The 24,202-nt window shown below is 40.3% G+C and carries 21 protein-coding genes; 11 read left to right on the forward strand and 10 right to left on the reverse strand.

Annotated elements, in window-relative coordinates; all coding sequences use genetic code 11:
* The first annotated feature begins 92 nt into the window (after positions 1–92).
* The 3 genes from QNJ52_RS01750 (at position 93) to QNJ52_RS01760 (ending at position 6,582) form a co-directional block, all read left to right on the forward strand.
* Entirely contained in the window at positions 93–3,692 is a 3,600-nt protein-coding gene (locus QNJ52_RS01750) for a GW dipeptide domain-containing protein (RefSeq protein ID WP_283721723.1), read from the forward strand.
* Positions 3,693–3,942: 250 nt separating this feature from the next.
* Entirely contained in the window at positions 3,943–4,926 is a 984-nt protein-coding gene (locus QNJ52_RS01755) for an acyltransferase family protein (protein WP_283721724.1), read from the forward strand.
* A gap of 99 nt (positions 4,927–5,025) precedes the next feature.
* Positions 5,026–6,582 carry a M20/M25/M40 family metallo-hydrolase gene (locus QNJ52_RS01760; protein WP_283721725.1) on the forward strand — a complete coding sequence of 519 codons (1,557 nt, stop codon included), beginning with the start codon at positions 5,026–5,028 and terminating at the stop codon, positions 6,580–6,582.
* Here QNJ52_RS01760 and QNJ52_RS01765 read toward each other — a convergent pair.
* A complete protein-coding gene (locus QNJ52_RS01765; RefSeq protein ID WP_283721726.1) occupies positions 6,579–7,052 on the reverse strand; it encodes a competence protein ComK in 474 nt (157 codons plus the stop codon). The two genes, QNJ52_RS01760 and QNJ52_RS01765, sit on opposite strands and share 4 nt — an antisense overlap.
* A gap of 212 nt (positions 7,053–7,264) precedes the next feature.
* Here QNJ52_RS01765 and QNJ52_RS01770 point away from each other — a divergent pair, with 212 nt between their 5' ends.
* The 3 genes from QNJ52_RS01770 (at position 7,265) to QNJ52_RS01780 (ending at position 8,570) form a co-directional block, all read left to right on the forward strand.
* The gene (locus tag QNJ52_RS01770; RefSeq protein ID WP_219494323.1) at positions 7,265–7,720 is read left to right on the forward strand and encodes a sigma-70 family RNA polymerase sigma factor; all 456 of its coding nucleotides are present in this window, start codon (positions 7,265–7,267) and stop codon (positions 7,718–7,720) included.
* A 65-nt stretch (positions 7,721–7,785) separates the two neighbouring features.
* Entirely contained in the window at positions 7,786–7,968 is a 183-nt protein-coding gene (locus QNJ52_RS01775) for a YkvS family protein (protein ID WP_041635862.1), read from the forward strand.
* A gap of 2 nt (positions 7,969–7,970) precedes the next feature.
* Complete coding sequence (locus QNJ52_RS01780; protein ID WP_283721727.1) at positions 7,971–8,570, forward strand: CPBP family glutamic-type intramembrane protease; 600 nt, start codon at positions 7,971–7,973, stop codon at positions 8,568–8,570.
* Positions 8,571–8,626: 56 nt separating this feature from the next.
* On the opposite strand, the gene QNJ52_RS01785 is transcribed toward QNJ52_RS01780, so the two are convergent.
* The gene (locus tag QNJ52_RS01785) at positions 8,627–9,487 is read right to left on the reverse strand and encodes a bifunctional UDP-sugar hydrolase/5'-nucleotidase (protein ID WP_283721728.1); all 861 of its coding nucleotides are present in this window, start codon (positions 9,485–9,487) and stop codon (positions 8,627–8,629) included.
* A 41-nt stretch (positions 9,488–9,528) separates the two neighbouring features.
* On the opposite strand from QNJ52_RS01785, the gene QNJ52_RS01790 reads away from it, so the two are divergent.
* Complete coding sequence (locus QNJ52_RS01790) at positions 9,529–10,992, forward strand: ATP-binding protein (RefSeq protein WP_283721729.1); 1,464 nt, start codon at positions 9,529–9,531, stop codon at positions 10,990–10,992.
* A gap of 81 nt (positions 10,993–11,073) precedes the next feature.
* Here QNJ52_RS01790 and QNJ52_RS01795 read toward each other — a convergent pair whose 3' ends face one another.
* The 6 genes from QNJ52_RS01795 to QNJ52_RS01820 form a co-directional block, all read right to left on the reverse strand.
* Positions 11,074–12,423, reverse strand: coding sequence for a TrkH family potassium uptake protein (locus QNJ52_RS01795; RefSeq protein ID WP_241427492.1), 1,350 nt, complete (start codon positions 12,421–12,423; stop codon positions 11,074–11,076).
* Positions 12,424–12,429: 6 nt separating this feature from the next.
* Positions 12,430–13,836 (reverse strand): S1C family serine protease, encoded by a 1,407-nt coding sequence (locus QNJ52_RS01800; RefSeq protein WP_283721730.1) that lies wholly within the window; start codon positions 13,834–13,836, stop codon positions 12,430–12,432.
* Positions 13,837–13,902: 66 nt separating this feature from the next.
* Positions 13,903–14,673 (reverse strand): TerC family protein, encoded by a 771-nt coding sequence (locus tag QNJ52_RS01805; RefSeq protein WP_283721731.1) that lies wholly within the window; start codon positions 14,671–14,673, stop codon positions 13,903–13,905.
* 15 nt (positions 14,674–14,688) lie between these two features.
* A complete protein-coding gene (locus tag QNJ52_RS01810; RefSeq protein ID WP_219494311.1) occupies positions 14,689–16,251 on the reverse strand; it encodes a peptide chain release factor 3 in 1,563 nt (520 codons plus the stop codon).
* A gap of 11 nt (positions 16,252–16,262) precedes the next feature.
* The gene (locus QNJ52_RS01815; protein WP_101039518.1) at positions 16,263–16,502 is read right to left on the reverse strand and encodes a YueH family protein; all 240 of its coding nucleotides are present in this window, start codon (positions 16,500–16,502) and stop codon (positions 16,263–16,265) included.
* Between the two features lie 2 nt (positions 16,503–16,504).
* Positions 16,505–17,974 carry a UDP-N-acetylmuramoyl-L-alanyl-D-glutamate--L-lysine ligase gene (locus tag QNJ52_RS01820; RefSeq protein ID WP_283721732.1) on the reverse strand — a complete coding sequence of 490 codons (1,470 nt, stop codon included), beginning with the start codon at positions 17,972–17,974 and terminating at the stop codon, positions 16,505–16,507.
* A gap of 348 nt (positions 17,975–18,322) precedes the next feature.
* On the opposite strand from QNJ52_RS01820, the gene QNJ52_RS01825 reads away from it, so the two are divergent.
* Both QNJ52_RS01825 and ltaA read left to right on the forward strand, forming a co-directional pair.
* A complete protein-coding gene (locus QNJ52_RS01825; protein ID WP_283721733.1) occupies positions 18,323–19,492 on the forward strand; it encodes a diglucosyl diacylglycerol synthase in 1,170 nt (389 codons plus the stop codon).
* The gene (ltaA, locus tag QNJ52_RS01830) at positions 19,470–20,654 is read left to right on the forward strand and encodes a lipoteichoic acid biosynthesis MFS flippase LtaA (protein WP_283721734.1); all 1,185 of its coding nucleotides are present in this window, start codon (positions 19,470–19,472) and stop codon (positions 20,652–20,654) included. Before QNJ52_RS01825 ends, ltaA begins: the two co-directional genes overlap by 23 nt.
* Positions 20,655–20,799: 145 nt before the next feature.
* Here the strand turns inward: ltaA and QNJ52_RS01835 are convergent, their stop codons facing one another.
* The gene (locus tag QNJ52_RS01835) at positions 20,800–21,900 is read right to left on the reverse strand and encodes an AI-2E family transporter (protein ID WP_219494303.1); all 1,101 of its coding nucleotides are present in this window, start codon (positions 21,898–21,900) and stop codon (positions 20,800–20,802) included.
* Positions 21,901–22,029: 129 nt separating this feature from the next.
* Here QNJ52_RS01835 and QNJ52_RS01840 point away from each other — a divergent pair, with 129 nt between their 5' ends.
* Positions 22,030–22,707, forward strand: coding sequence for an alpha/beta hydrolase (locus QNJ52_RS01840; RefSeq protein ID WP_283721735.1), 678 nt, complete (start codon positions 22,030–22,032; stop codon positions 22,705–22,707).
* Positions 22,708–22,753: 46 nt separating this feature from the next.
* A complete protein-coding gene (locus QNJ52_RS01845) occupies positions 22,754–23,263 on the forward strand; it encodes a YjcG family protein (protein WP_283721736.1) in 510 nt (169 codons plus the stop codon).
* A gap of 49 nt (positions 23,264–23,312) precedes the next feature.
* On the opposite strand, the gene fabI is transcribed toward QNJ52_RS01845, so the two are convergent.
* On the reverse strand, positions 23,313–24,086 hold the full coding sequence (gene fabI, locus QNJ52_RS01850; RefSeq protein ID WP_283721737.1) for an enoyl-ACP reductase FabI: 774 nt from the start codon (positions 24,084–24,086) through the stop codon (positions 23,313–23,315).
* Positions 24,087–24,202 lie beyond the last annotated feature (116 nt).

A 24,202-nucleotide genomic window follows, 5' to 3' on the forward strand; every position in this document is an offset into this window, starting at 1 on the left:
GGATTATTACAAATCATTAAGCTTATATACTAAAATTTTCTGACAGTATATAATTACATTGTTAATAAGTTCATATTAGAAAGGAAACTTACATGGATAATAAATTTTACTACAAAACACCTGCTGCACTGTTAATGATGCTTGCTGGAGGAACAACGGTGGCGCATGCAGCTGAACAAACACAAGTAACACCTGAAAAAACACAGACTGATATCACACCTACAACAGCAACAAAGACTGTACAAGAGACTGCGACATCGCCTGCACAGCAGCCAACACCAGCACAAGCTGTTCCAGTGAAGACTCAGACGGCGACTGTAGATGTAAAATCTCAATACAGCTTGTCTCAAGCAGGTAAAGCTGCGACAACTTCAACATCTAAATCGACTGCGACAACGCCTTCGTCTACAACGGCGCCTAAGACGACTGCCACTCCGTCACCTTCATCTGCAGATAAAGCACCTGCTGTTCAAGCAGATACGACAGCTGAGAAACAAAGAGCGACCGTTGCTAAAGTGAACACTTCAGTTACACCCACGACACCGACTGTAGAGCAGGCAGCACCCGCTCTAAAATCTGTGAACGCTACTACGCAGTCGACTGCACCTCAAACGACTGCTGCAGCCAATAAGACGGCTACCGCTTTAAAATCTGTGAACGCTACTACGCAATCGACTGCACCTCAAACGGCTGCTACAGCCAATAAGACTGCACCTGCTCTAAAATCTGTGAACACTACTACACAGTCGACAGCGCCTAAGACAGCTGCTTCAACACTTAAGACTTCAGCAACACAAAGTAACATACAGGCGCAAGCACCAAAGTCCATCAAGGCACGTACTTTAAACAATAAATCAAATGTCAGAACGTTAAAGGCTCAAAGTCCTTCAAACATGTCAGTAAATGAATATATCAAATATAATAATTATCAAGTTCCTCAATATGAAACACGTTATTTCAAGGATGCACCACAGATTGCCTATCGTAATGGTGTTGCGAAGCCTGAAGGAATCGTCGCTCATGAAACCGCCAATCCGAATTCAACGATTGAAGGCGAGATTTCATATATGTCGCGTAATATTAATAACGCATTTGTTCACGCTTTCGTTGATGATAATAACATTATCGAGACAGCGAATACAGATTACTTATCATGGGGAGCTGGCGGTGTATCGAATTCTCGTAATATTAATGTTGAGCTCGTGCGTGTATACGGGAAAGATCGTTTCAGTAAGTCTGTTAATAACTTAGCAGATTACTTGGCGACGAATCTCATCTACTATAAGTTACCGGTTGATAATGCACATAACGACGGTAAAGGTACCGTATGGTCACACCAGGCCGTTTCAAACTATCTCGGCGGTACGGATCACTCAGATCCCGTTGGCTGGTTCGCTGAAAACAACTATACCTTCAATGAGTTCTATAGTCTTGTACAGGAGAAATATAACTATAAGTTAAATGGTACGAAACCTACGCCTCCGGTTACAGTGCAACCGACGCCACCAAAGCCTGCTGAGACGGTTAAGGGCACAGTAACAACTTCAAGCGCTCAGATGATGGCGCGCGTCAACAGCACGAAGGCGAAAGTCTATGCTTCTGTTGACAGTGCAACGGGTGTGAGTGCGGGTCAAAAGGCCGGCAACACTTACTATGTGAATAAGAAAGCGACATTAAACGGCAATACGTACTATGCGCTTACAGACGAAACGAAAACGCCACGTGGCTGGGTAAAAGCAAATGATACGACTGCAGTGAATCGCAGTGCTGAAACGGCGGTTACGGGCAACTTTAACGTTAACAACCAAGCAACGAGTCTCTACAAGACGCCTTGGGGTACAGCGAGTCAAATTGTTACAAACTTAAAATCACATGTCGGCAAGAAGTTTACACCTACAAAGAAAGTCACTGTCGGAAAGACGAACTACTACTTCGGTACGGTGAACAATTTAACAGGATGGATTAACTTTAACGAACTGACACTGAACGCCCCTAAACCGGTTGTTAAGCCTGCACCACAGCCGATCAAGGTGTCTGCAGCTCAGATGGTTGCTAAAGTTAAACTTCCAACTTCTAAGATCTACGCCTCAGTTGATCAGAAGTCAGGTGTTAATGCATCAGATAAGGCGAACCGTACGTATTATGTGAATAAGAAAGCAACGTATAACGGAGCAACCTACTATGCATTAACAGATGAGCTAAAGATCCCGCGTGGCTGGGTGAAAGCAAGTGACGCTGTAGTCTCAAGCCGTTCTTCAGAAGTTAAGATGAATGGTAAATATAAAATAAACAGCAAAGCAACTTCGTTATACAGCATGCCAGATGGTACGATGAAACAAGTTGTAAAGCAGTTGAAACCCTTCATCGGCAAATCATTTACACCTTCTAAGAAAATGACGGTGAATCAGTCTGTCTATGTTTATGGTACATTAAATAATATTAGTGGCTGGCTGAAACAGCATGAAATTTCAGTAGACAGAACCCCTGTCATCACAAAGTCTAAACCGGTGAAACTGATTGGTCGTACAGCACCGAAACAAGTGCTGATCTATAAAGATCTCAAAACAATCAAACCTGTTACAAAGCTTGTTGATACTCAAGTCTATGTAAACGAAACTGCGAAACGCAACAACGAACCGTACTATAAGGTAGCAGATAATAATAAGGTACTTGGATGGATCAGCAGCAAGTTTATCAAGACGGTACCGACCGCTACGGTCAGCTGGACAAAGTCCGCACATACAGTGAAGAAACCGACCAGCTATATCTATAATATTCCAAGTGGTGCGAACAAACAGCGTACCGATAAACTGTCTGCTGTTAAAGGGGGTACACTGCAAGTGATTCGCACGGATAAGGTCGGCCGTACGTTATGGCATAAGGTCATCTATAATAACAACAAGATCGGTTATGTATCATCCAGTGACTTATTCACGCAGAACATTACGAAGCTGAAATCACCGACAACATTATCTGCTGCAGTCAAAAAGCAGATGAACCTTGCTAAAGTTCATGCAGGCAGCGCACCTAAAGTTGTGTTCAGTACGTCTAAGAGCGCATACAATGTACGCAACGCTACAGCTGCTGAAGTTACAAAGGCAATGCGTACGCAAGATAAACTAACAGACCCTGTAATGAAATATCAGTTCCTGGACCTTGGTAAATCAGAAGGCATCAACGCAAAGACATTAGACAAGCTGCTTGTCGGTAAAGGTGCACTTGCCGGACAAGGCCGAGCATTCGCTAAAGCAGCACAGCAATTCAACATCAATGAAGTCTACCTGATTGCCCATGCGATATTAGAGACGGGTCATGGTTCAAGCAGGCTAGCAAATGGACTTAGTATCAACAGCACGAATACTGCGACTACTTCAAAAGGCACGAAGTACTTTAATATGTACGGTGCAAAGGCTGATGATAACAACCCAGAAGTCGGCGGCATTAAATATGCTAAAGCACAAGGATGGGATAATCCGTCTAAAGCGATTGTCGGCGGTGCAAAGTATGTCAGAAGTGCTTATATCGATCATGGTCAGCGTACATTACATCAGATGAGGTGGAATCCAGCAAATCCTGCAACCCATCAATATGCAACTGATATTAACTGGGCAGCGAAGAATGCAGCGATTATCGCTAGCATGTACAAGACATTAGGTTTAGATGCAGTGAACTATGTCATCCATGAATACTAATCTTCAAGCTTACAAGCAACAATCCAAGGCCCGAATGATACAGTGTTTTCTGTATCATTCGGGTTTTATGCTGTATTCCTTTATCGCACAATAAAAAGAACAGCAAGAATACGCAATTCTTGTGGTCCTGCAATTTAATGATTAAAAGGAACGAATAACGGCTATAGTAGTTATTGGTTAGAAACGAAATGTATAATCTATTCCAATATAAGATATCGTTGCAAACTATATCATTTGAAAGGAGTAAACCATGACAAAACAAAGAGAGTTCTATTTCGATAATGCGCGGCTTTACCTCATCATTCTCGTTGTATTTGGTCATTTATTACGTTCATACATTGATGAGAGTCCGTTCTTATATGCACTTTATATGTTTATCTATAGCTTTCATATGCCTGCATTCGTTCTCATTTCCGGTTACTTTGCTAAAGGTATTCATAAACCTGGCTATATTAAGAAGGTCACAAAGAAACTGCTGGTCCCTTACATCATCTTTCAGACTTTCTATGCTGTTTATTATTATGTCATCGATGATGTGTCGACGATTAAATTAAACCCTTTCGATCCACAATGGGCGATGTGGTTCTTGATGAGCTTATTTTCATGGCAGCTGATATTGTTCTTTATTAAAGACATTAAGCCTCAGATCGTGCTGCCTATAACGTTCTTCATTGGTATCGCAGCAGGTTACTTTGACTTTATCAACAACACGTTAAGCCTGTCCAGAACGCTTGTATTCCTGCCGTTATTTCTTATCGGTTATTATGCTCAGCCTGAACACTTTAAACATGTCAGAGATAAGCGCTATGTGTTATTCTCCATAATTACATTGCTTTTTGTCTTTATCTTCTATATGTGTTTTAAGATTGATTTCAGCTGGCTGTTCGGTAGTAAACCTTATGCATCACTGGAAACACATACACCAGATATATATAGTGGCCTTAAACGCGCAGCAGTGTACGTGATCATATTGATCAGTACGGTAAGTTTCTTGAATATTGTGCCGAACAGAGAGCTCAGATTGACTTATATCGGTTCGAGGACGATGTTCATCTATTTACTGCACGGATTATTCGTCGGTATCTTCCGTGCGAAGAACCTCAACCACTACTTTAATGACCATATTTTCTCTATATTGACGTTTATGGTGCTCACGACAATCTTTCTCGTCTACTTCTTCAGCCATCGTAAAGTGAAACAGCTCACATCACCAGTAATAGAACTAAAAAAGTAGCTTTAGTTCTATTGCTATTTTTTTATTCTTTTTTATGCGTATAATAAGAGTAAGTGACAGCAACAGAGACGCTCACAATTCTTATTTAAGGAGTTTTTTATGAACACATTATGGCAGACACCGGAAGCTAGAATTGAATTATTGAAACGACTTGTAAAGAATGACAGTGTGACAAACAGCGAAGGAGAACAGCGTTTCCCATTCTTCTTAAAGCAGCAGCTGGAACAGCTCGACTACTTTAAGCATACGGAATCTCATATTCAGCTTGTAGAAACATCAGATCATAAGAATGCTATTTGTGCGCTATATCGGAGCTATGATACGGATCGCACCATTATTATGATGAGTCATTACGATACAGTGGATGTGCAGGACTACGGGCAGTTAGCGGCATACGCTTTCGACAGTGATGCGTTAATCGAAGCATTCAAAGGACAGGCGCTATTTGATGAAGATGTTGAAAGAGATGTGCATTCTGACCACTATTTGTTCGGTCGCGGTGTGATGGATATGAAGTCTGGATTGATGATGCAGATGAGTATATTAGAAAAAGCGACATTAGAGGCCTGGCCGGTCAATATCATCCTCGTTTCTGTTCCGGACGAAGAAGTTGGATCATCTGGTATGAAAGCTGCAACTACATTCTTAAATGAATGGGTTCAGTCCTTGCAGCTGGATGTTAAGCTGATTACGAATTCTGAGCCTTCATTCAGCCAGCTTCCTGGCGATGAAACACATTATATCTATACAGGTTCCATTGGCAAGCTGATGCCTGGTGTGATGGTCTACGGTAAGGAGACACATGTAGGTGAACCCCTAAAAGGACTCAGTTCTAACTATATTATCAGTCGCATCAATCAGGAGATTGAATACAATGCGGCATTCACTGAACATTATAAGAAAGAGACGACCCCGCTACCTGTTTCCTTAAAGATGCATGACTTAAAGCAGGATTATAATGTTCAGACACCGTTTATCTCATCTGCTTATTATAATGTGTTTATCTTCAGAAAGACGGCTGAAAGTGTGCTCAGTCAGTTTGAACATATCGTCCGCCGTACTGTAAGTGAAATTAAACGTGACCTGTCCCACATCATGCCTGATATGCCGAACATTAACGTCATCACCTATCACGATTTGCTAAAGCAAGATGATGTCGATATCGAACAATTGATTACTGCTGAGACTGACCAGGAAATTACTGAACAGATTGTTCAAGGTTTACTGTCATCCCATCATCATAATGATTATACTGTCGTCATCTACTTTGCACCACCCTATTATCCGGCAGTAAATTCAAGTGAGGATAAGCTCGTTACACAGATATCGAAATACGCGATAAAGCAGATGGATAAATGCTACCATCGTAAGCTTAGAAAGATTCATTATTTCAATGGCATTTCAGATCTAAGCTATGCGAACTATCAGGCAAGCATGAAAGATGCGGATTTCTATATGAATCAGACACCTGGATACGGTCGTAACTATAGCATACCGTTTGCCGATATGCAGGCACTAAGTGCACCTGTCATCAATATTGGTGCCTTCGGTAAGGATCCTCATCAGCTTTCAGAACGCATACATATCAAGAGTGTGAGTGAAGAAATTCCTGATATCATCGAAAAAGTGATACAGAAATTCCTATGGCATCATTAACGACAATCATACAATGATTGTCGTTTTATTATTTTATACTGTGTATCGACAAGACAGATACACTTTTCATATTGTTTCTGAACATGTTTCACCTTCTGTGGCAGACGCAGTTTCGCGCCGTCTAGAAATGTAATATCTGTATATTCATCGCTCCCCTCTATGTATGTTACATATTTCTGATTAATATACGCTTTATAATGCTGCTTATTCTGATGAACCTGAAAAAATGCCCAGTTCAAATGCGCCTCCATCATAATCGGAATATACTTTTTCGTACGCATCAGAACCCTTGCAGATGATTTGCGTGTTTTAAGCGAACTCCCTAAGAGCACAAGGGTTTCATCGAGCAGTTGATCTGCAGGCCTGTCCATGATAATCGTCTGTTCATTAAAACGTCTTAACTCTGTCCGACCTTCAACTTCTCCATATTGATAGAGATACATTGTATGTATAGATATTGGCAGCTCCATAACAGCACTCCTTATTTGTTTTACAACATAATTATACAAAATCTTCTTTTTTTTGGATGATTTTTAAGCATTTTAAACGAAAAATTAACAAAATCTTTAACATTTCAACAGATTTTGTGCGTTTGTTAATTACCTATTTATCATTTCTTTCTTTAACATAAAGCTATCCGGAAATCACAACAATATCTAGATGTTGAGAATAGGAATCTTCAATGTCATTTGAACAGCTGCTACAAGATAACGAACGCATCATCCATTATTTGATCCACAAGTATCGCCTGCAATATATGTATGACGATATGTATCAGCTCGCCACAATCCGATTATGGAATATTTATCATACGTACGATCCTACGAAAACGCCTGATATGCAGCAGTATATCTTTACGAAGCTGAACTTCTGCTTTATCGATGAAATTCGCAAATTGAAACGAGAACTGGATCGTTATGCACCGATGGAAGCAATAGAATCCTTCACCTATATGGATGAATCTCTAGTAGAATACCAGGCCTTTTTAGAGCAACTTAAACCTAATGAATATACTTGGCTCATGCTGACACTAGAAGGCTATAAACAAAAAGAAATTGCACAGCTGATGAACTTGAGCACCTCTTCACTGAAAGCATATCGCAAATCCTGTCAGAAGAAACTTCAGAAATTGATATAAAAAGATACTCATCAGCATGCTTTTCTAGTATAATGTTCATTAGTACTTTTTTGAGGAGGATGACTATGACTGTTGCTAAAATTGGAGATATCATTGAATTTCATGACGGACTGCAAGGTGTGGTCGAAAAAATCAATGAAAATTCTGTAATCGTTGACTGTACGTACATGGAAAACTTTGAAAAGCTTGAAATACCAGAAAGAACTGTAATCAACCATAAACGCTATAAGATTATTCACGAGGCATAGCCGTGAAAAAAATTGACCACGCGCTTGTTGTACTATTTGCGATTTATGCTTTCATGCATGTGGTACTCTTTTTGTTACGTGATGAAGCACAGGTCTTCTGGCATGTCTATACCGGCCTTTTGCTCTTTTCATCGCTTGGCTATATCTTCTATGAGCGTAATATCACATCGAAACGACTGATGACGTCAATCGGTGCGGGACTGATAACGAGCGTTATTATCGTCTTGATATATCATATCCTGCTACAGCTGAATTTCGCATTATCATTTACTGCACTACTGCGTGAGCTTGTAGCAATGGGTGTGTACTATAAATGGCAGCTCATCATCACATTGATTGTTGCCGTTCCATTACATGAACTATTCATGCGTGCACTCCTGCAGGATAATATGACACGTTACATGCACCCTATACTTGCCGGTGTCATCAGTAGTCTATTATCCGCCTTGCTGTTTAGCTATGCCGTCGACCTAGAAGTTGTCGTTATACTATTTATCATCCAGCTCATATTATCATTCAGCTATCTTTATACGAAACGACTGATAACGCCTGTTCTCGGTGCAGTAACAGCAATTATTACGCTCATCATCTATGGACAATAATCGCAATGAAAAAGTCTGACCTTAAGAAATTATACGATTTCTTAAGATCAGACTTTTTATTGTATTTGTTCACTATATTGTCTATATTCTTTCTCGTCATAATAGACTTTCTCCATCAGATTCGGATCATTTGGGTATAGATCGATACTTACAGGAGCGACATCCTTTTTAATATATTCAAAGGAATTCGTGCGTTCCTTAAATTCCAGATCCACTTGCGTTAAGTGTTCTTGACCTGAAGTATAGATGATCTCTCTCTCTGTGTCCTGTAGTCTTTCATTACTGTTGGTAATAATTAAATCCAGTCCTTCTGTACGCAGATGGCCATCTCTTTCAATCGTCTGAATATCTCCATTATGCAAGCCAATGACGAAATCCGGATTCTCCTCATCATACAGATAACGTATCCATGTGCGTATAGCATTGACTGGGTGCTCCACTTCAATATCTTCAATGATATCTGTAACATCTCCTATCTCGCTTATCGCAATGACTGCAATCTTGATGCCTTTAATCATCTTGATAATATAGGGTTTGTTATAGTAAGGTTCCTTCGTTCGTGAATTGATGATATTCACCGAAATAAAAGGAAAATCGCTTAGACTCTGTGAGCGGTTGAAGTACATTCTGCCGAGCTTAAAGTCATGGATACTGATATTGCTGGCATCATAATGCATCGCATTCATTATCGTAATCTGAGGATTTCTTCTGAATGATCGATGCGCTGCAAAGTATTCCGCAGCATAAGAACCCGTTAATGTCTGTCCATTATTCAACAGTAACAGATCATCGCCTGTACGACGCATTCTTACAAACGTCGCTGCTTTTATCAATCCAGGATGATTGCTTTCACTGAACATTCTCCCGCATATATCGCTTGTTATGATAATATGTATATTAATGATTCCTTTCTTCATGAAATCCCCTGCCCTTATTAAATAATTACTGTGGAGTGCCTATGAAAAATATAAAAAAGTACGTACTTTATCATTTTATACTATTTATCCTGATGAATATACTCATAACTTATTCGCTTGCAGAATTAGAAAAAGAAAAGCTTAACGATGAACTAAGACGCTCAATCAATATTTATAGTAATCAAGTTGATTCATTCATCAATGAGTCCCTGTCTATCAACGATAATCTTACGACGGCATTTCAGTATACAAGCGCTGTCACAAAAAGGATGGACGAGATTAAGCATAATGATCCTCGCATCATCAACATCTATATACTAGATGATAAGAGCACGATTCTTCATGCAACTTCAAAGATGAGAGTCGGGAGTAAATTGAAATCGCGCGCATTCTTTATGGGAAATGTTCAGCCGAATTCGAACCACGCTTCAATTAGCAATGTCACAAAAAATGAATTTAATAAGAAGGTCTTCTACATTTCAAGAAGCGTGAACAAATTAAATCAGCAGTATATCATCACGATGGAAATCGATGTGAATACGATTGGCGCGGTTATCGATTCCCTACAGAAGGATACGACCGTCACTATCAAAAATTTTAATGATCAGATCATCTTCCAGTCCATCAATCCACACAGAAATTCTATTTCTGCAAGCGAAAAGTTCTTTAAAGTACCATGGGAAATCACACTGACGACAAATAGGAATATTTATTATGATGTCTATAGCACTGCGCTTATCTATACGCTTATCGCATCTTTGATCTTCTTAACATTACACCTACTATATATCAGCTACAGAAATAAACGTGCTAACGAAAAGGTACTTGAAGATATCAACACGCAGCGTAAAGAAATTATCGGGTTGCTGGCTGCCAATACTGCACATGAAATCAAGAACCCGCTGACCTCAATAAAGGGCTTCGTTGAGTTACTTGAACTAGAGTACGATCCTAAACATAATAACCAGAAGTTCCATATCGTTAAAAGCGAGCTCGAACGTATCAATCTCATCGTCAGCCAGTTCCTGTTACTTGGTAAACCGACAACAGTCGATACAGAACGTGTGGATGTCCGAGAAATAATACGTGATATCTTAAACTTTCTGGATTACGACCTGGCTATTCATAATATTATGGTCGTCAAACAGTTTACAGATGAACCGACATTCATCAGTGTTTCTAAAGATCAGTTCAAACAAGCGCTGATCAACTTGATTCAGAATGCCAAAGATGCAATGGTACATGCAGACCCCGCAATACTTAAGATTACGGTTGAGAATGCCAATGGATTTACTGTCATCCGCTTTATCGATAATGGGGAAGGCATGGATAAAGACGTGCAGCAAGAACTCTTCAACCCCTTCTTTACGACAAAACTGCACGGCACGGGGCTCGGTCTACCGATAACTAAAAGTATCGTTGATGCCCATCACGGTTTCATTGAAGTGGTATCAAGGAAACAAAAAGGTACGACATTCATTATTTCTTTCCCGACAGTACAATAAACACCCGAATGATATGAAGAAAGACATTTCTTCTTATCATTCGGGTGTTTATTATTATGTGCTGCTTAACTTAACGATTGATCATCCAATCATGATACGTTCTTTCGGATATCTGAACTTCTCTGGTTCAGCCTTGCCACCGAGCATAATAATGAACGAGATCAATCCGACACGTCCGATAAACATCAAGACCATGATGACTAGCTTACTCAAGTTAGACAGATCCGCAGTAATGCCAAGAGAAAGCCCACACGTACCAAATGCACTCATCACCTCGAAGAAGATTTCAAGCAGTCCATATTTACCATTTTCAAATGATAATATAAGCAGCAGTCCGTTGAAACAAATTAACGTCGCAAGCACCATAACGGCAAATGCACGGTTAATATCGATCGGGTCAATCTCTTTGTTGAAGACTTTAATAGAGTTTCTTCCATTGCTATAGTTGATAAGAAATAGTATCAGAATCGCAAATGTCGTCGTTCTGATTCCACCACCTACCGAACTAGGACTCGAACCGATGAACATCAGACCAGACATAAAGAACTGTGTGGCATCTGTCAGCTGTGTCAAGTCGATTGTCGTAAGTCCTGCGCTACGTGTCGTTGCTGACTGGAACATCGCATAAAATAAAGCTTTATGCCACGAAATGGACTTAAAGGCATGATGGTATTCAAACACATAGATGGTCAGTGTCCCAAGGATAAATAACAGCATATATGTGACGATCGTCAGCTTAGCAAAGAGACTGAGACGAAAGTTCGGTATCTTGTTCGTCAAATAACTCTTAACTTCGATGAGTACAGGAAATCCGATGGCTCCTAGTACAATGAGGAACATCGTTATCGTCTGTACGAAGTAATCATTTGCATAAGAGTTTAAACTGTCTCCAGTAATGTCCAGTCCGCCATTGGTCGTAGCAGATACTGCTGCAAACATCCCGTGGAACAGCGCCTTTGTAATGCTATCCATATCCTTATAGAAATAAAAAGCTAGCATTAATGCACCGCACAGCTCAATTACAAGCATCGTCTTCACAATCTCAAGAATTAATGTTACGACGCCACTCATCTTGTACTGATTATGATCGACCATAATGAGCTGACGTTCGCGCATCCCAATCTTCTTACCAAGGATGACCCAAAGAAGCGTTCCCATAGCCATAACCCCGATACCCCCGAGATTCAGTATGAAAATAATTATCATCTGTCCGAATGTCGAATATGTATCCACGATGGATACAGGGGACAACCCTGTCACACTAATACCTGAAACTGCGACAAACAGCGAATCAATATATGAAATTGTAATCCCTTCTTTATGTACGTACGGAATACGCAACAATAAGAACGAAATAAATATTGCAACAAGATAATAGAGTACAATACCTTGCTGTGGTGTAAGCCGCATCAATAGCTTCGTCATCATCATTCTTCCTTACTTTAATTTAAGTTTAATCGTCTTTTTGATACCTTGTCTTTCAAGCTTAACCGTTAACGTTTCCCCTATCTTCTTATCGTTGAACAATACTTTTCTGAAGTGGATCTTATCTTCAATCTTCGTCTGATCAAGATGTGTTATAACGTCACCCTGCATAAGACCTGCCTGCTGTGCGACAGATGCTGCTTCTACTTGCATGATCTGCACACCTTGTTTCAAGTTTCCGGTATATTCAGCTGAAGCTAAATCTTCTACGCTGATCCCCAGTTTCGGACGCTTGATTGAACCGCTCTTTTCTAGAGCTTTAATATGTTTCTTGACATCATTTGCAGGTATAGAAAAGGCAATCCCTTCGACACCGTTCATCGTAATCTTAAGTGAATTCAGTCCAACCATCTCACCCTTATCATTAAACAAGGCACCTCCTGAATTACCCGGATTGATGGCAGCGTCAGTCTGAAGAACATCCATTGACCAGTCATACTCATTATCGCCATCAATATCCACAGGTACCGTTCTATCGAGCCCAGAGATGATTCCGCTTGTTACACTTCCTGCAAATATTTTGCCAAGGGGACTACCTAGCGCCAGCACATGCTCTCCTGCTTCAAGTTTACTGCTATCACCAAAAGTAACGGTAGATTTCAGATTCCCTTTAGGTATTCTGATCACTGCGATATCAGTCCATATGTCCTTGCCGACAAGCGTCGCCTTTTCCTTTAGTTTTCCTTGTGTCACTTCAATTGTGGGTGCTTTTGCCACAACATGATGGTTCGTTACGATATATGCATATTTTTCATCGAGCTTATAGATAACGCCACTGCCGATGCCTGTTTCCTCAGGTGCCTTTTCAGAAGCCTGTGCATCGATAGGTTCATCTGCTGATGCCTTTTGCAGATTTGTAACCGTTACGACCGTATCCTTATGCTTTGCAATCCATTCCGTCTGAGTAAGCGCCGCTTCTTCCTGTGGCTTATCTTTTTGCTGGAACATCTTTGGTAATAACAGTGCAGCTAACATTATTCCTATAAGAATACCCACAAGTAATGGTAATAACCATCTAAAGCTGCTTCCAGAGGCTTCTTCTACCAATGATTCGGTAGACGCTTCGTGTGCTTTCACTTCTTGTTCAGATGCTTTTTCAGGCATTCCAGGCGTTTCCGTTTCAACTGTTTCCTCAGCAGGTGTCCCTTTGGTTTCATCCTGCGGTTGTTGTGAGGGGGTTTCCGTGACCGGTGGAATAGCCATACTTTCATCCACTGTATCCTTAGTATTAGGTTCAATGATTAATTTTTCTTCATCTCTCTTATGCAGATACGGAAATATATGGCGTTTACCCTGCCCCTCATAAAATAGGCGTTTCGGTCTTCTGTAATCTCTTCTTTTTATCGTAATCTTCTTCATCGCTGCCTCCACTAAAAAAACTTAATGTTTCTATTATAATATAGATACATTAAGTTGAGTATTGTATTATGCTTTTTTCTTGTTGCCGCTGAACCATCCGATTACAAGAATGCCAAGCAGGACTGTCCAGAATATTACTTGCCATAATGTACTATGTGGGAATTCGTGTGGTAATATGCCTACCTTTTCGTGTGCAAGCACCATCACAACAAGCTTGACACCGACCCATCCGACAACCGCAAATGCTGCTGCTTCAAGTGAAGGATTGTCATGCAGCAGTTTAACAAACCATGTTGCCGCAAATCGCATGATGATTACACCAAGCATTCCTCCTGTAAACATTACAAGGAACTGACCGAGATTCATACCACCGAACTGTGGTCCTACTTCCGGTAATGTCAGTGCGATGGCGATTGCTGCAAGCATTGAATCAATGGCAAATGCGATATCTGCGAATTCCACTTTAGCAACAGTCATCCAGAAGCCGCTTCCTTTGCTACTACCATATTTCTCAAGCTCAGCTTCTTCTGACGCACTTGCTGCATCGTCTGTTCTAAAGTAATCTATGAGGTTTTTAGTGGACATATATAACAAATATGCAGCCCCCGCTGCTTGAATCTGCCAGTAGTTGGCAAGGTAACTGATGGCAAAGAGTGCCCCAAATCTAAAGATAAATGCACCGACTAATCCGTAGAATAAAGCTTTCTTACGACGTTCTTCCGGTAAATGCTTGACCATTACTGCCATAACGATAGCGTTATCTGCAGCAAGCAGGCCTTCTAATACAACGAGTACGAGTATAACCCACAGATAGGTAATGATAATTGACGGATCCACTATAACTCCTCCTTCTTACAGTAAACTGTAGAGCTTAATTTCTGGGAACTTATCCAGGAACCAGCGCGTCGCAAATTCATTCTCGAACAAGAATACTTTGTTTTCAAATCTATCTTCCACAAGAATCGAACGGCTTGAGTTCATAACATCTCGAATATCCGCTTCGTTCTCAATCCAGCGGGCAATCTTTCTCCCTACAGGTTCCATAATGACGTCTACATTGTATTCGTTATTCATACGATGTTCAAATACTTCAAACTGAAGCTGCCCGACTGCCCCTAAAATAATCTGATTGGTATGCAGTGTACGATAAAGCTGAATGGCACCTTCCTGGACAAGCTGTTCGATTCCTTTATGGAAATGTTTCTGCTTCATTACGTTCTTCGGTGACACTTTCATAAAGATTTCTGGTGTGAACTGTGGTAATTTCTCGAACTCGAATTTCTGATTTCCACCGACAAGCGTATCACCGATCTGGAAGTTCCCAGAGTCATATAGTCCGATAATATCACCACTTACAGCATGGTTTACCGTTTGTGTATCATCTGCCATAAATGATGTTGAACGTGAGATCTTCATCTTCTTATCTGTACGCGTCATCTTAATGTCCATGCCACGTTCAAATGCACCACTGACGATACGCATAAAAGCGATTCTATCTCGATGCTGTGGATTCATATTGGCCTGAATCTTGAAGATAAATCCACTGAAACTTTCATCAAATGGTGATACTTCTTCACCTGACTCCGTTTTACGCCCAGATGGCATCGGCGCATGATCTACATATGCATTCAGGAAGTTCTGTACACCGAAGTTCGCAAGGGCTGAGCCGAAGAATACAGGTGTTAGATCACCTGTCATCAGTTTCTCTTTATCAAATGTCTCGCCTGCTTCATCGACAAGCATCAACTCCTCTATCGCCTGTTCATATGCGCTGTCTGAAGTGATCGCATGACTTTCTTGAAGTTCATAATCTTCATTTAAATGCAGCACGTTCTCTTCATCTCTAAACGGCTCTATTGTTTTCGTCTTGCGGTCAATAATACCGAAGAATGATTGCCCCATACCGATTGGCCAGTTCATCGGATATGTCTCAATTTCAAGCGTCTTCTCGATTTCCTCCAGCAACTCAAACGGTTCTTTACCGACACGGTCAAGTTTGTTAATGAATGTGAAAATCGGAATCCCACGCATCTTACAGACCTTAAATAACTTTAACGTCTGTGGCTCTATCCCTTTCGCGCAGTCGATCACCATGACAGCACTATCTACCGCCATTAACGTACGATACGTATCTTCTGAGAAATCTTCGTGTCCAGGTGTGTCCAAAATATTAATTTTAAAGTTATCATAATCAAACTGCATCACAGAACTCGTTACAGAAATCCCACGCTGTTTCTCTACTTCCATCCAGTCACTCGTCGCAAACTTACCCGTCTTCTTACCCTTGACGGTACCTGCTTCACGAATGGCGCCACCGAATAATAATAATTTCTCCGTTAATGTGGTCTTACCGGCATCCGGGTGAGAGATGATGGCAAATGTCTTTCTTATTTCTACTTCTTCTCTTAATGTCATAAATTCGCTCCTTAAGTTTCGCTCGTCCATTGCACTATGCGGCGTGCAAGTTCAGATGCATCTTTTTCGTCTAATAAATTAAATAGATGTAAATATAAATGTTCTTCTAAAGCCTCTCCGTATAGATCATAATCGAACTGAATAGAGAAGAAGATATCCGGAATACTTACTAAAAACGTTTCTTCCTTTTTGTTTTCATGAATATATACTTTACATTGCAGGTTTTCTCCTATGCTGTTTCTAATTTTCATCGTTACTCTCTCCCATATTTATCATATGCCGCTTCCAGACCAATCAAATCATCACGATGCGGTACTTTAATGTAATTTTCCATAATCTGATAAGGCTCACGTCCTTTTGAAGCGAGGACGACCATATCTCCAGGTGCACTTACTTCAATCGCGTGACGAATCCCTTGTGCACGGTCTAAGAAAGACACATAATTTGAATGTGTTGCACCACTTTCCAGTGCATCGGTTAGTTTACGCGGGTTATCATTCGCAGGATTATCCGGTGTAAATATCACATAATCTGCGCGACAAGCAATTGCGCCCATTTCAGGTGTCTTCGTTAAATCTCGTTCTCCTGCCATACCGATTAAGAAAATCATCTTACCACGTTTAAAAGGTTCAAGTGCATCGATAAGTTTGTTCATGCCGTCTGGTGTATGTGCATAATCAATCACTAAGTCTATCGGTAAGTTGCGGTCCAGCACTTCTAGACGGCCCTCTACTGGCGGTAAACTTCGGGCTGCTTCAGCAAGTGCACTCAGGGCATGACCTTGCGTCCACAGTGCAGTGAGGGCTGCAAGCATATTATAGATGTTGAATCGACCAATATAAGGACATGTAATCTCAACATTGCCATCTGGTGTTTCAAGTGTAAAAGCAATGCCATCGATAGATTCTTTAATATTTGTTGCTTTAATATCTGTATTCTGTTCAATGCCATATGTAATCACTTCTCTTGGTGAAGCAATGATCAGTTCTTTCGAATAATCATCATCTCCATTTACCACTGCATACTTCTGCTGCTTAAAGTCATTCCCAAGCTGTGCAAAGAGCAGCGCCTTATGAAAACCATAACGTTCCATCGTTCCATGAAAATCCAGATGATCTTGTGTTAAATTCGTGAAGATTGCAACATCGATGTCAACACCATCCGTACGACCAAGCGCTAATCCGTGGCTCGACATTTCCATCGCCATCGCCTGTGCACCTTGTTCTACTGCATGTGCAATATGCTGATTTAAGGTAATCGTTTCAGGGGTTGAATTTGCGCCTTTAGCAACTTCTTCATTATATTGAAAGCCGTTCGTACCGAGATATGCACTATTTATGTTCAGTGCACGGTGCAGATGATGAATCATCGTTGCCACACTCGTCTTACCGTTCGTACCTGTCACACCATAAGTCGTAAGCTGATGTGACGGGAAATCCATTACATGCTGCGTGAATATACGTGCTGCCTGCAAAGTATCACGCACAACGACCTGCCCGATATCCAGTCCTTCGATATAGTGATCGACAATAATCATACGACAGCCCTGCCTAACAACATTCGGTATAAATTTATGGCTGTCTACTGTATACCCATGACTAGCTACAAATACACTCTCGCTGTCTGCTGCTCTTGAATCTACAACCACTTTATTGATATGTTCAGGAAATGTTCCGTAAAGCTTCTTGGCTTTTATTTTAGAAAGTAATTCAGACGTTTTCACTGATAAGCCTCCTTTAGTCAATTCTTAATTATACACCTTTTTTATAAGATTATGAATTGTTGAAGATAGGTTTAAATAAATAATTTGTATAAAATAGAAGGATATTAGCGTATAATTAATAAATAATTTTATGTTATCTATGTTTTCAGTAGTATTTACCATACTGAATATCATATTATTAAAGAAACACCACAATCATCTCTATCATTGATAAAGAATAGAGATAGCATCAATGGATATTTAACTTATTATAAATATTGTAATTTTTTTGTATTTAAGATGACAAGTTGTATAATTTCATTAATAATGATAATAGAACGTTTAACCTTTAGAATCGGAGTGTGCACTATGTCAAACAATAAGAAGATTCTGATCATCACAGGTTCCTATGGTAATGGTCATATCTCAGTGACAAATGCAATTGTTAATCAGTTGAATCGTATGCAGTTACCTCAGTTAACAGTGATTGAACATGATTTATTTCAGGAGGCACATCCTATCATCAATAGCATTGCCAAGAAATACTATATTAACAGCTACAAGTACTTTAGAAATTCTTATCGCTATTTTTACTATGCAAATCAAGATAAGCCGGAAAGCTGCTTCTATCGTTATTACGGATTAAATCGTCTCATTAATCTCATCTTGAAGGAGAAGCCTGATTTAATTCTTCTGACCTTCCCGACACCGGTGATGTCAATCATCAAAAAAGAGCTCAACATCCATACACCGGTAGCGACTGTAATTACCGATTACACAATGCATAAAAACTGGCTGACGCCAAACAGCAACCGTTACTTTGTTGCTACAGAAGCGCTGAAGTCTGAACTGATAGCGCTCGGTGTAGATGAAGCGATCATCGATATTACAGGGATACCGATTCATGAACGCTTTAATGACCACATCGACCGAGACGCCTGGTTATTATCGCATGGTCTGTCTCCTGACAAGAAGACATTGCTGATGGTTGCAGGTGCATTCGGTGTGGTCAGTGGCTTCAACGAAATGCTTAAAGACTTAACTGGAGCGTGCACGCATCAATTTGTCGTTGTTTGCGGTAATAACACACAGCTATTGCAGCAGCTGCAGTCTGAGTATAAAGACAATCGTAACGTGATCATCATCGGCTATACACAAGAGATGGCGCAGTGGATGTCTTGCTGTGACTTAATGCTAACAAAGCCTGGTGGTATCACAATTTCAGAAAGCTTATGCAAAGGTATTCCACTCGTATTCTTTAACCCGGCACCCGGACAGGAAGGTGAGAATGCAATCTATTTCACGAAACAAGGGTTCTCGCGTATCACACAGACTTATGAAGAAACAACGTCAACTGTGCTCGAATTACTCTCAGACGAAGTCTTACTTAATCAATATAAATACAATATGCAGCAACATTATATACCAGATGCCTCACTTAATATTTCACGCACATTGCTCCAGATGTTAGATCACACCTCATCAGATGCAATGATGACTTCTAAAGCAGGACTCTATGCCCGCCTCTTCGCAAAGTAAGTTTAAAGGTAAGAATTTCTGGTTAATGATTGTCATATTGTTTCTGATGGAATTTGCACGCGGGATGTATATACTCAGCTTTCTGCCGGTATTACCTACCCTGTCAAATGTAACCGTCGGTATTATCTCTGCATGTATTACATTGCATTTTGTCAGTGATGCACTGACAAATTTCGGAATCGGTTTTCTGCTTAAACGCTACGGGACGAAGAAAGTGCTGAATGCCGGTTTCTTTATCGCAGCCGCCGGTCTTGCACTCATTATATTTGACCGTCACCCAGTGACGCTTGTGGCAGCAGCAATACTGCTCGGTATTGCTGTCAGTCCAATCTGGGTGATTATGCTGTCATCTGTTGAAGATAATAAGCGTTCCAAACATATGGGATATGTTTATTTTGCATGGCTTGTCGGGATGATGAGCGGGATGATCATCATGAACCTGATCATTAAAGTTCATCCTGTTCAGTATATATTCCTGATGCCATTACTTGTACTCTGTGCATGGGTGCTGTATTTATTCGTGCATGTCGAAGTTTCATTTATCGAAAAGAAATCACTGAAGACTCAGTACAAACATATTAAGCATGTAATGTCACGACATCTCGTGCTGTTTCCTGGCATCCTCTTCCAAGGGATTGCCATCGGGATGCTTGTTCCTATACTGCCATCTTACGCTGTACATAGCCTGAACGTCTCTACACTTGAGTATACGTATCTGCTCATTGCTGGAGGTGCCGGATGTACTGTATCGATGCTCTTTATTTCTAAATTTATGGATGATGTTTCAAATATTTATGCTCATATCGTCATTCTTGCCGGATTCTTTATCTTTGGAATCAGCATTCTTCTTATGACACAGGTAACCAACTATATGATTGTTCTCGGTGCCGCACTTGTCATTGGTTTATTCTATGGATTGCTTCTGCCAGGATGGAATGCATTTATGGCAAGCCAGGTCGATGTTGCATTAAAGGAAGAATCATGGGGTGTATTTAATAGTCTGCAAGGCATCGGCACCATGCTCGGTCCAATTATTGGCGGTCTGATTACGGAGCTGTTTCATAATACAAATTACACATTGTTCACCTCAGCCATCGTATTTATTGGTCTTTCATTCTTCTATCTGTTCTATTTCTATAGAACAAAGCGCATCCAAAGATAAGCACATGCTTTTATAGTATACAACAGAAGAATGACCGCCACAGAGATAAATTCTGTAGCGGTCATTCTTTATCTTCATTTATGTTCTTCTATTAATGCTTCTAGAAATGGAATCAGCGCTTCTAACTGGTGCTTAATATCCTGGATTACCTCGTATGTCGTTCTTTAACAATCTTATTCGCTTCAGAAGTAATCTCCTGTCGATGCATATAGAAGTTTCTTACGATTGTCTTTAACACAGCATAAGTTGGTACGGCAACTAAGATGGCTAAGAAACCACCAAGGTTTCCAGCTGCAAGGATGACCGTAATAATGGTTAACGGGTGCATATTCAATGTCTTACCCATAATATTCGGTGTAATGACATTTCCTTCTAGCTGCTGGGCCACAAACATAATAATGATCACGTAAATCGCCATAACAGGGTCTTGGATCAACGCAATAATAATGGCAGGTATTACCGCCATATATGGTCCTAGGAATGGAATTAAGTTCGTTACCATGCCCCACATCGCGAGAATTACTGCATAATCTAATCCAATAACTAAGTAGCCGGCAAGGAGTAGTAACCCCAGAATGATACTGACCGTCACCTGTCCTTGAATATATGAACGTAACGTCTTATCAATATCTTTAAATAAAGTGACAACGAACACCTTACGCTTCCCTGTGAACGGTGCTGATACAAAGGGTACGAAGCGGTCATGATCTTTCAGCATATAGATCAGGAAGAATGGTACTAAGATTAACAAGAACAGCGTAGAGATGAACTGTGTAATAAAAGAGAACGCATTCGTTACAATCTTCCCTGAATATTCGTTCATCTTCTCTATCCCATTATTAATCCCGTCTTTAACATTCTCAGGTAATTTATCGCGCTGATCTAGTGCCAGACTTACATACGATTGAAATTCCTTTTGAATTGCGGGATAGTTATCTATGAAATTATTTGTCTGCTTTGATACAATAGGTCCTACAAACGAGAATAATAGACCGATAATTAAACACAGTGCAATCATGATTAATGTAACACTTTGCCAGCGTTTTAAATGACGCTTTTCTTCCAGCTTATCCTGGAACGGTACTACAATATAGTACAGGAAACCACCGAGTAATAACGGCAGGATAATAGATTTTACAATGATGATGATCGGGTAGAAGATATGGTTAATCTCTAAGAAATACTTGATGATTAAAAATGTAAGCAGAAGCCCTACACCGAATCTAAACCAAACTTTATTTGTCATAAATTCCTCCAAATTGTCTTTATTTCTTATTATACCCCAGATTCCTCCTGTTTATCATAATTTGAAAAATCCTTTTCATAAAAATTGATGTAAAATTGTATAATATATTTAAACTAAAGGAGTGATTATATGAAACCAGGACTTATTCATCCCCTAGAAATAAACAGCACAGCACTCGAGCGTAGCGTTAAGCTTGGCATCTATATACCAGAACATATCGAATCGCCGAATGTCATCATTGCTTTTGACGGACAAGATCTTGCTCAGATGGCGCAGTTACATAGGCAGTATGAAGCACTGAATATTAATCAGCATATCATTGTCTTCATACATTATCCGAATGTTGCAGTGCGTGCTGAAGAATATCATCCACAAGGTGATAAGCAAACTGCGATGATGACCTTCGTCCATGATGAGCTGCTGAACTATCTGCTCGTCCACTACAATATTAACACGAATGACATTCTGCTTATCGGTGACAGCCTGGCTGCAAGCATTGCACTGATGCTTGCGATTCAGTATCCAGTCTTTAATAAGGCGGTGCTGTTCAGCCCGATGCTGATGCACGACATGATTACAGCTGCTGCCGAGACAGACGCTGATTATTATATCGCAGTTGGTGATGAAGAGTATGAATTCACACTGAAGGACGGTACATCAGCTGACTTTCTGACGCCGATACAAGAACTACACGACACACTTAACCAGAATGGAAAGCCGCATTACTACAAAGAACTATCAGGCTCACATAACTGGAAGACATGGAAACCGGAAATAGAAAACATGTTAAGCTATTACTTCTTATAAAATTTCTGATATAATTGAATTATCAAAAAAATTAGAGGTGATCAATATGAAACTTGGTATCGTATTATATCCATCAAAGGCTTATCAAGATTACATCAATAACTACCGAAAGCGTTATGACAGTCATTATGGAGTGATTGCACCACATATTACACTCAAGGATGCATTCGAAGTATCAGAAGATGAGGTCGAAACTGTTACAGAAAAAATTGCTGACGTCGCAAAGTCAAGTGCACCGGTTGAGGTAAACGTTGAGAAAGTATCAAGCTTTGTTCCGACAAAGAATGTCATCTATCTGAAAGTCACACCAAACACAGGATTGAAGAAACTCTATGAAGCATTCAATAATGGTGACTTCTATGGACAGAACGCACACCCTTTCGTTCCACACTTCACAATTGGACAAGGACTATCGTCACAGGAGTTTGAAGACATCTTCGGTCAGCTACAGATGAAAGATGAAAGCCATCAGGAAGTAATCGATAAAGTCTGTCTATGTTACCAATTAGAAAACGGAACATGGAATGTACTGGAAACGTTTAAACTTGGAGAATAACCTAAACGGCTAGGACACATGTCCTAGCCTCTCGTTTTATAGTCCAGTTTTATCCTACAATATGATAACCGCTATCCACATGAATATTTTCTCCGGTGACACCACTTGATAAATCACTTAACAGGTACAGTGCTGTCTTACCAACTTCCAACGTATCTACGTTACGTTTTAACGGTGCTTCATTTTCGATCCGTTTTAATATCGTATTAAAGTCTCCGATGCCTTTTGCGCTTAATGTACGAATCGGTCCTGGTGATACGGCATTCACACGGATACCATCTTGACCGAGGTCTAATGCTAAATATTTGACATTGGCTTCAAGGCTTGCTTTCGCAACGCCCATGACGTTATAGTTCGGAATCGCGAATTCTCCTCCAATATATGTCGTCGTCACGATAGATCCACCTTCAGACATTAACTTACTCGCTTCTCTCGCTACAATCGTTAGCGAGTATGAGCTGATATCCTGAGCAAGTAAGAACCCTTCACGGGTCGTATCAATAAAGCGACCTCGCAGATCTTCCATATTGGCAAATGCGATCGAATGGAACACGCCATCGATATGCCCTACTTCAGCTTTAATCTGTTCAAACGCACGTACGACATCCGCGTCTTCTTGCACATCACATTGAATCATCAGTGCATCATGATTATGCTTTAAATTAGGGAGCAGACGTTCCAGTTCTTTCATGCTGCGCTCTTTACGATATGTAAATATCAGCTTAGCACCAACTTCATCTAATACTTGTGCCACACCATATCCGATACTGCGTCTATTCGCCACACCCATAATGACATACACTTTATCCTGAAAATTTAACATATAATTCTCCTTTTATAAAAGTAAGTTCTAGTACCTACTACTAAATATATCAGAAGTTCATTTGAATTTCAGTAAAAAATAATATATTTTTAAGAAATAATAATTGGAGACTTCAA

Origin of the sequence: Macrococcus sp. S115 (assembly GCF_030067655.1) — a bacterium.
GTDB classification, from domain to species: domain Bacteria; phylum Bacillota; class Bacilli; order Staphylococcales; family Staphylococcaceae; genus Macrococcoides; species Macrococcoides psychrotolerans.

Bases quoted from the DNA above. Each gene is read 5' to 3' on its own strand.
- fabI (WP_283721737.1), bottom strand. From the start codon at position 24,086: ATGTTAAATTTTCAGGATAAAGTGTATGTCATTATGGGTGTGGCGAAT.
- ltaA (WP_283721734.1), top strand. From the start codon at position 19,470: ATGCCCGCCTCTTCGCAAAGTAAGTTTAAAGGTAAGAATTTCTGGTTA.
- QNJ52_RS01775 (WP_041635862.1), top strand. From the start codon at position 7,786: ATGACTGTTGCTAAAATTGGAGATATCATTGAATTTCATGACGGACTG.
- QNJ52_RS01810 (WP_219494311.1), bottom strand. From the start codon at position 16,251: ATGACATTAAGAGAAGAAGTAGAAATAAGAAAGACATTTGCCATCATC.
- QNJ52_RS01790 (WP_283721729.1), top strand. From the start codon at position 9,529: ATGAAAAATATAAAAAAGTACGTACTTTATCATTTTATACTATTTATC.
- QNJ52_RS01760 (WP_283721725.1), top strand. From the start codon at position 5,026: ATGAACACATTATGGCAGACACCGGAAGCTAGAATTGAATTATTGAAA.
- QNJ52_RS01840 (WP_283721735.1), top strand. From the start codon at position 22,030: ATGAAACCAGGACTTATTCATCCCCTAGAAATAAACAGCACAGCACTC.
- QNJ52_RS01765 (WP_283721726.1), bottom strand. From the start codon at position 7,052: ATGGAGCTGCCAATATCTATACATACAATGTATCTCTATCAATATGGA.
- QNJ52_RS01770 (WP_219494323.1), top strand. From the start codon at position 7,265: ATGTCATTTGAACAGCTGCTACAAGATAACGAACGCATCATCCATTAT.
- QNJ52_RS01835 (WP_219494303.1), bottom strand. From the start codon at position 21,900: ATGACAAATAAAGTTTGGTTTAGATTCGGTGTAGGGCTTCTGCTTACA.
- QNJ52_RS01825 (WP_283721733.1), top strand. From the start codon at position 18,323: ATGTCAAACAATAAGAAGATTCTGATCATCACAGGTTCCTATGGTAAT.
- QNJ52_RS01815 (WP_101039518.1), bottom strand. From the start codon at position 16,502: ATGAAAATTAGAAACAGCATAGGAGAAAACCTGCAATGTAAAGTATAT.
- QNJ52_RS01795 (WP_241427492.1), bottom strand. From the start codon at position 12,423: ATGATGATGACGAAGCTATTGATGCGGCTTACACCACAGCAAGGTATT.
- QNJ52_RS01845 (WP_283721736.1), top strand. From the start codon at position 22,754: ATGAAACTTGGTATCGTATTATATCCATCAAAGGCTTATCAAGATTAC.
- QNJ52_RS01800 (WP_283721730.1), bottom strand. From the start codon at position 13,836: ATGAAGAAGATTACGATAAAAAGAAGAGATTACAGAAGACCGAAACGC.
- QNJ52_RS01750 (WP_283721723.1), top strand. From the start codon at position 93: ATGGATAATAAATTTTACTACAAAACACCTGCTGCACTGTTAATGATG.
- QNJ52_RS01785 (WP_283721728.1), bottom strand. From the start codon at position 9,487: ATGAAGAAAGGAATCATTAATATACATATTATCATAACAAGCGATATA.
- QNJ52_RS01755 (WP_283721724.1), top strand. From the start codon at position 3,943: ATGACAAAACAAAGAGAGTTCTATTTCGATAATGCGCGGCTTTACCTC.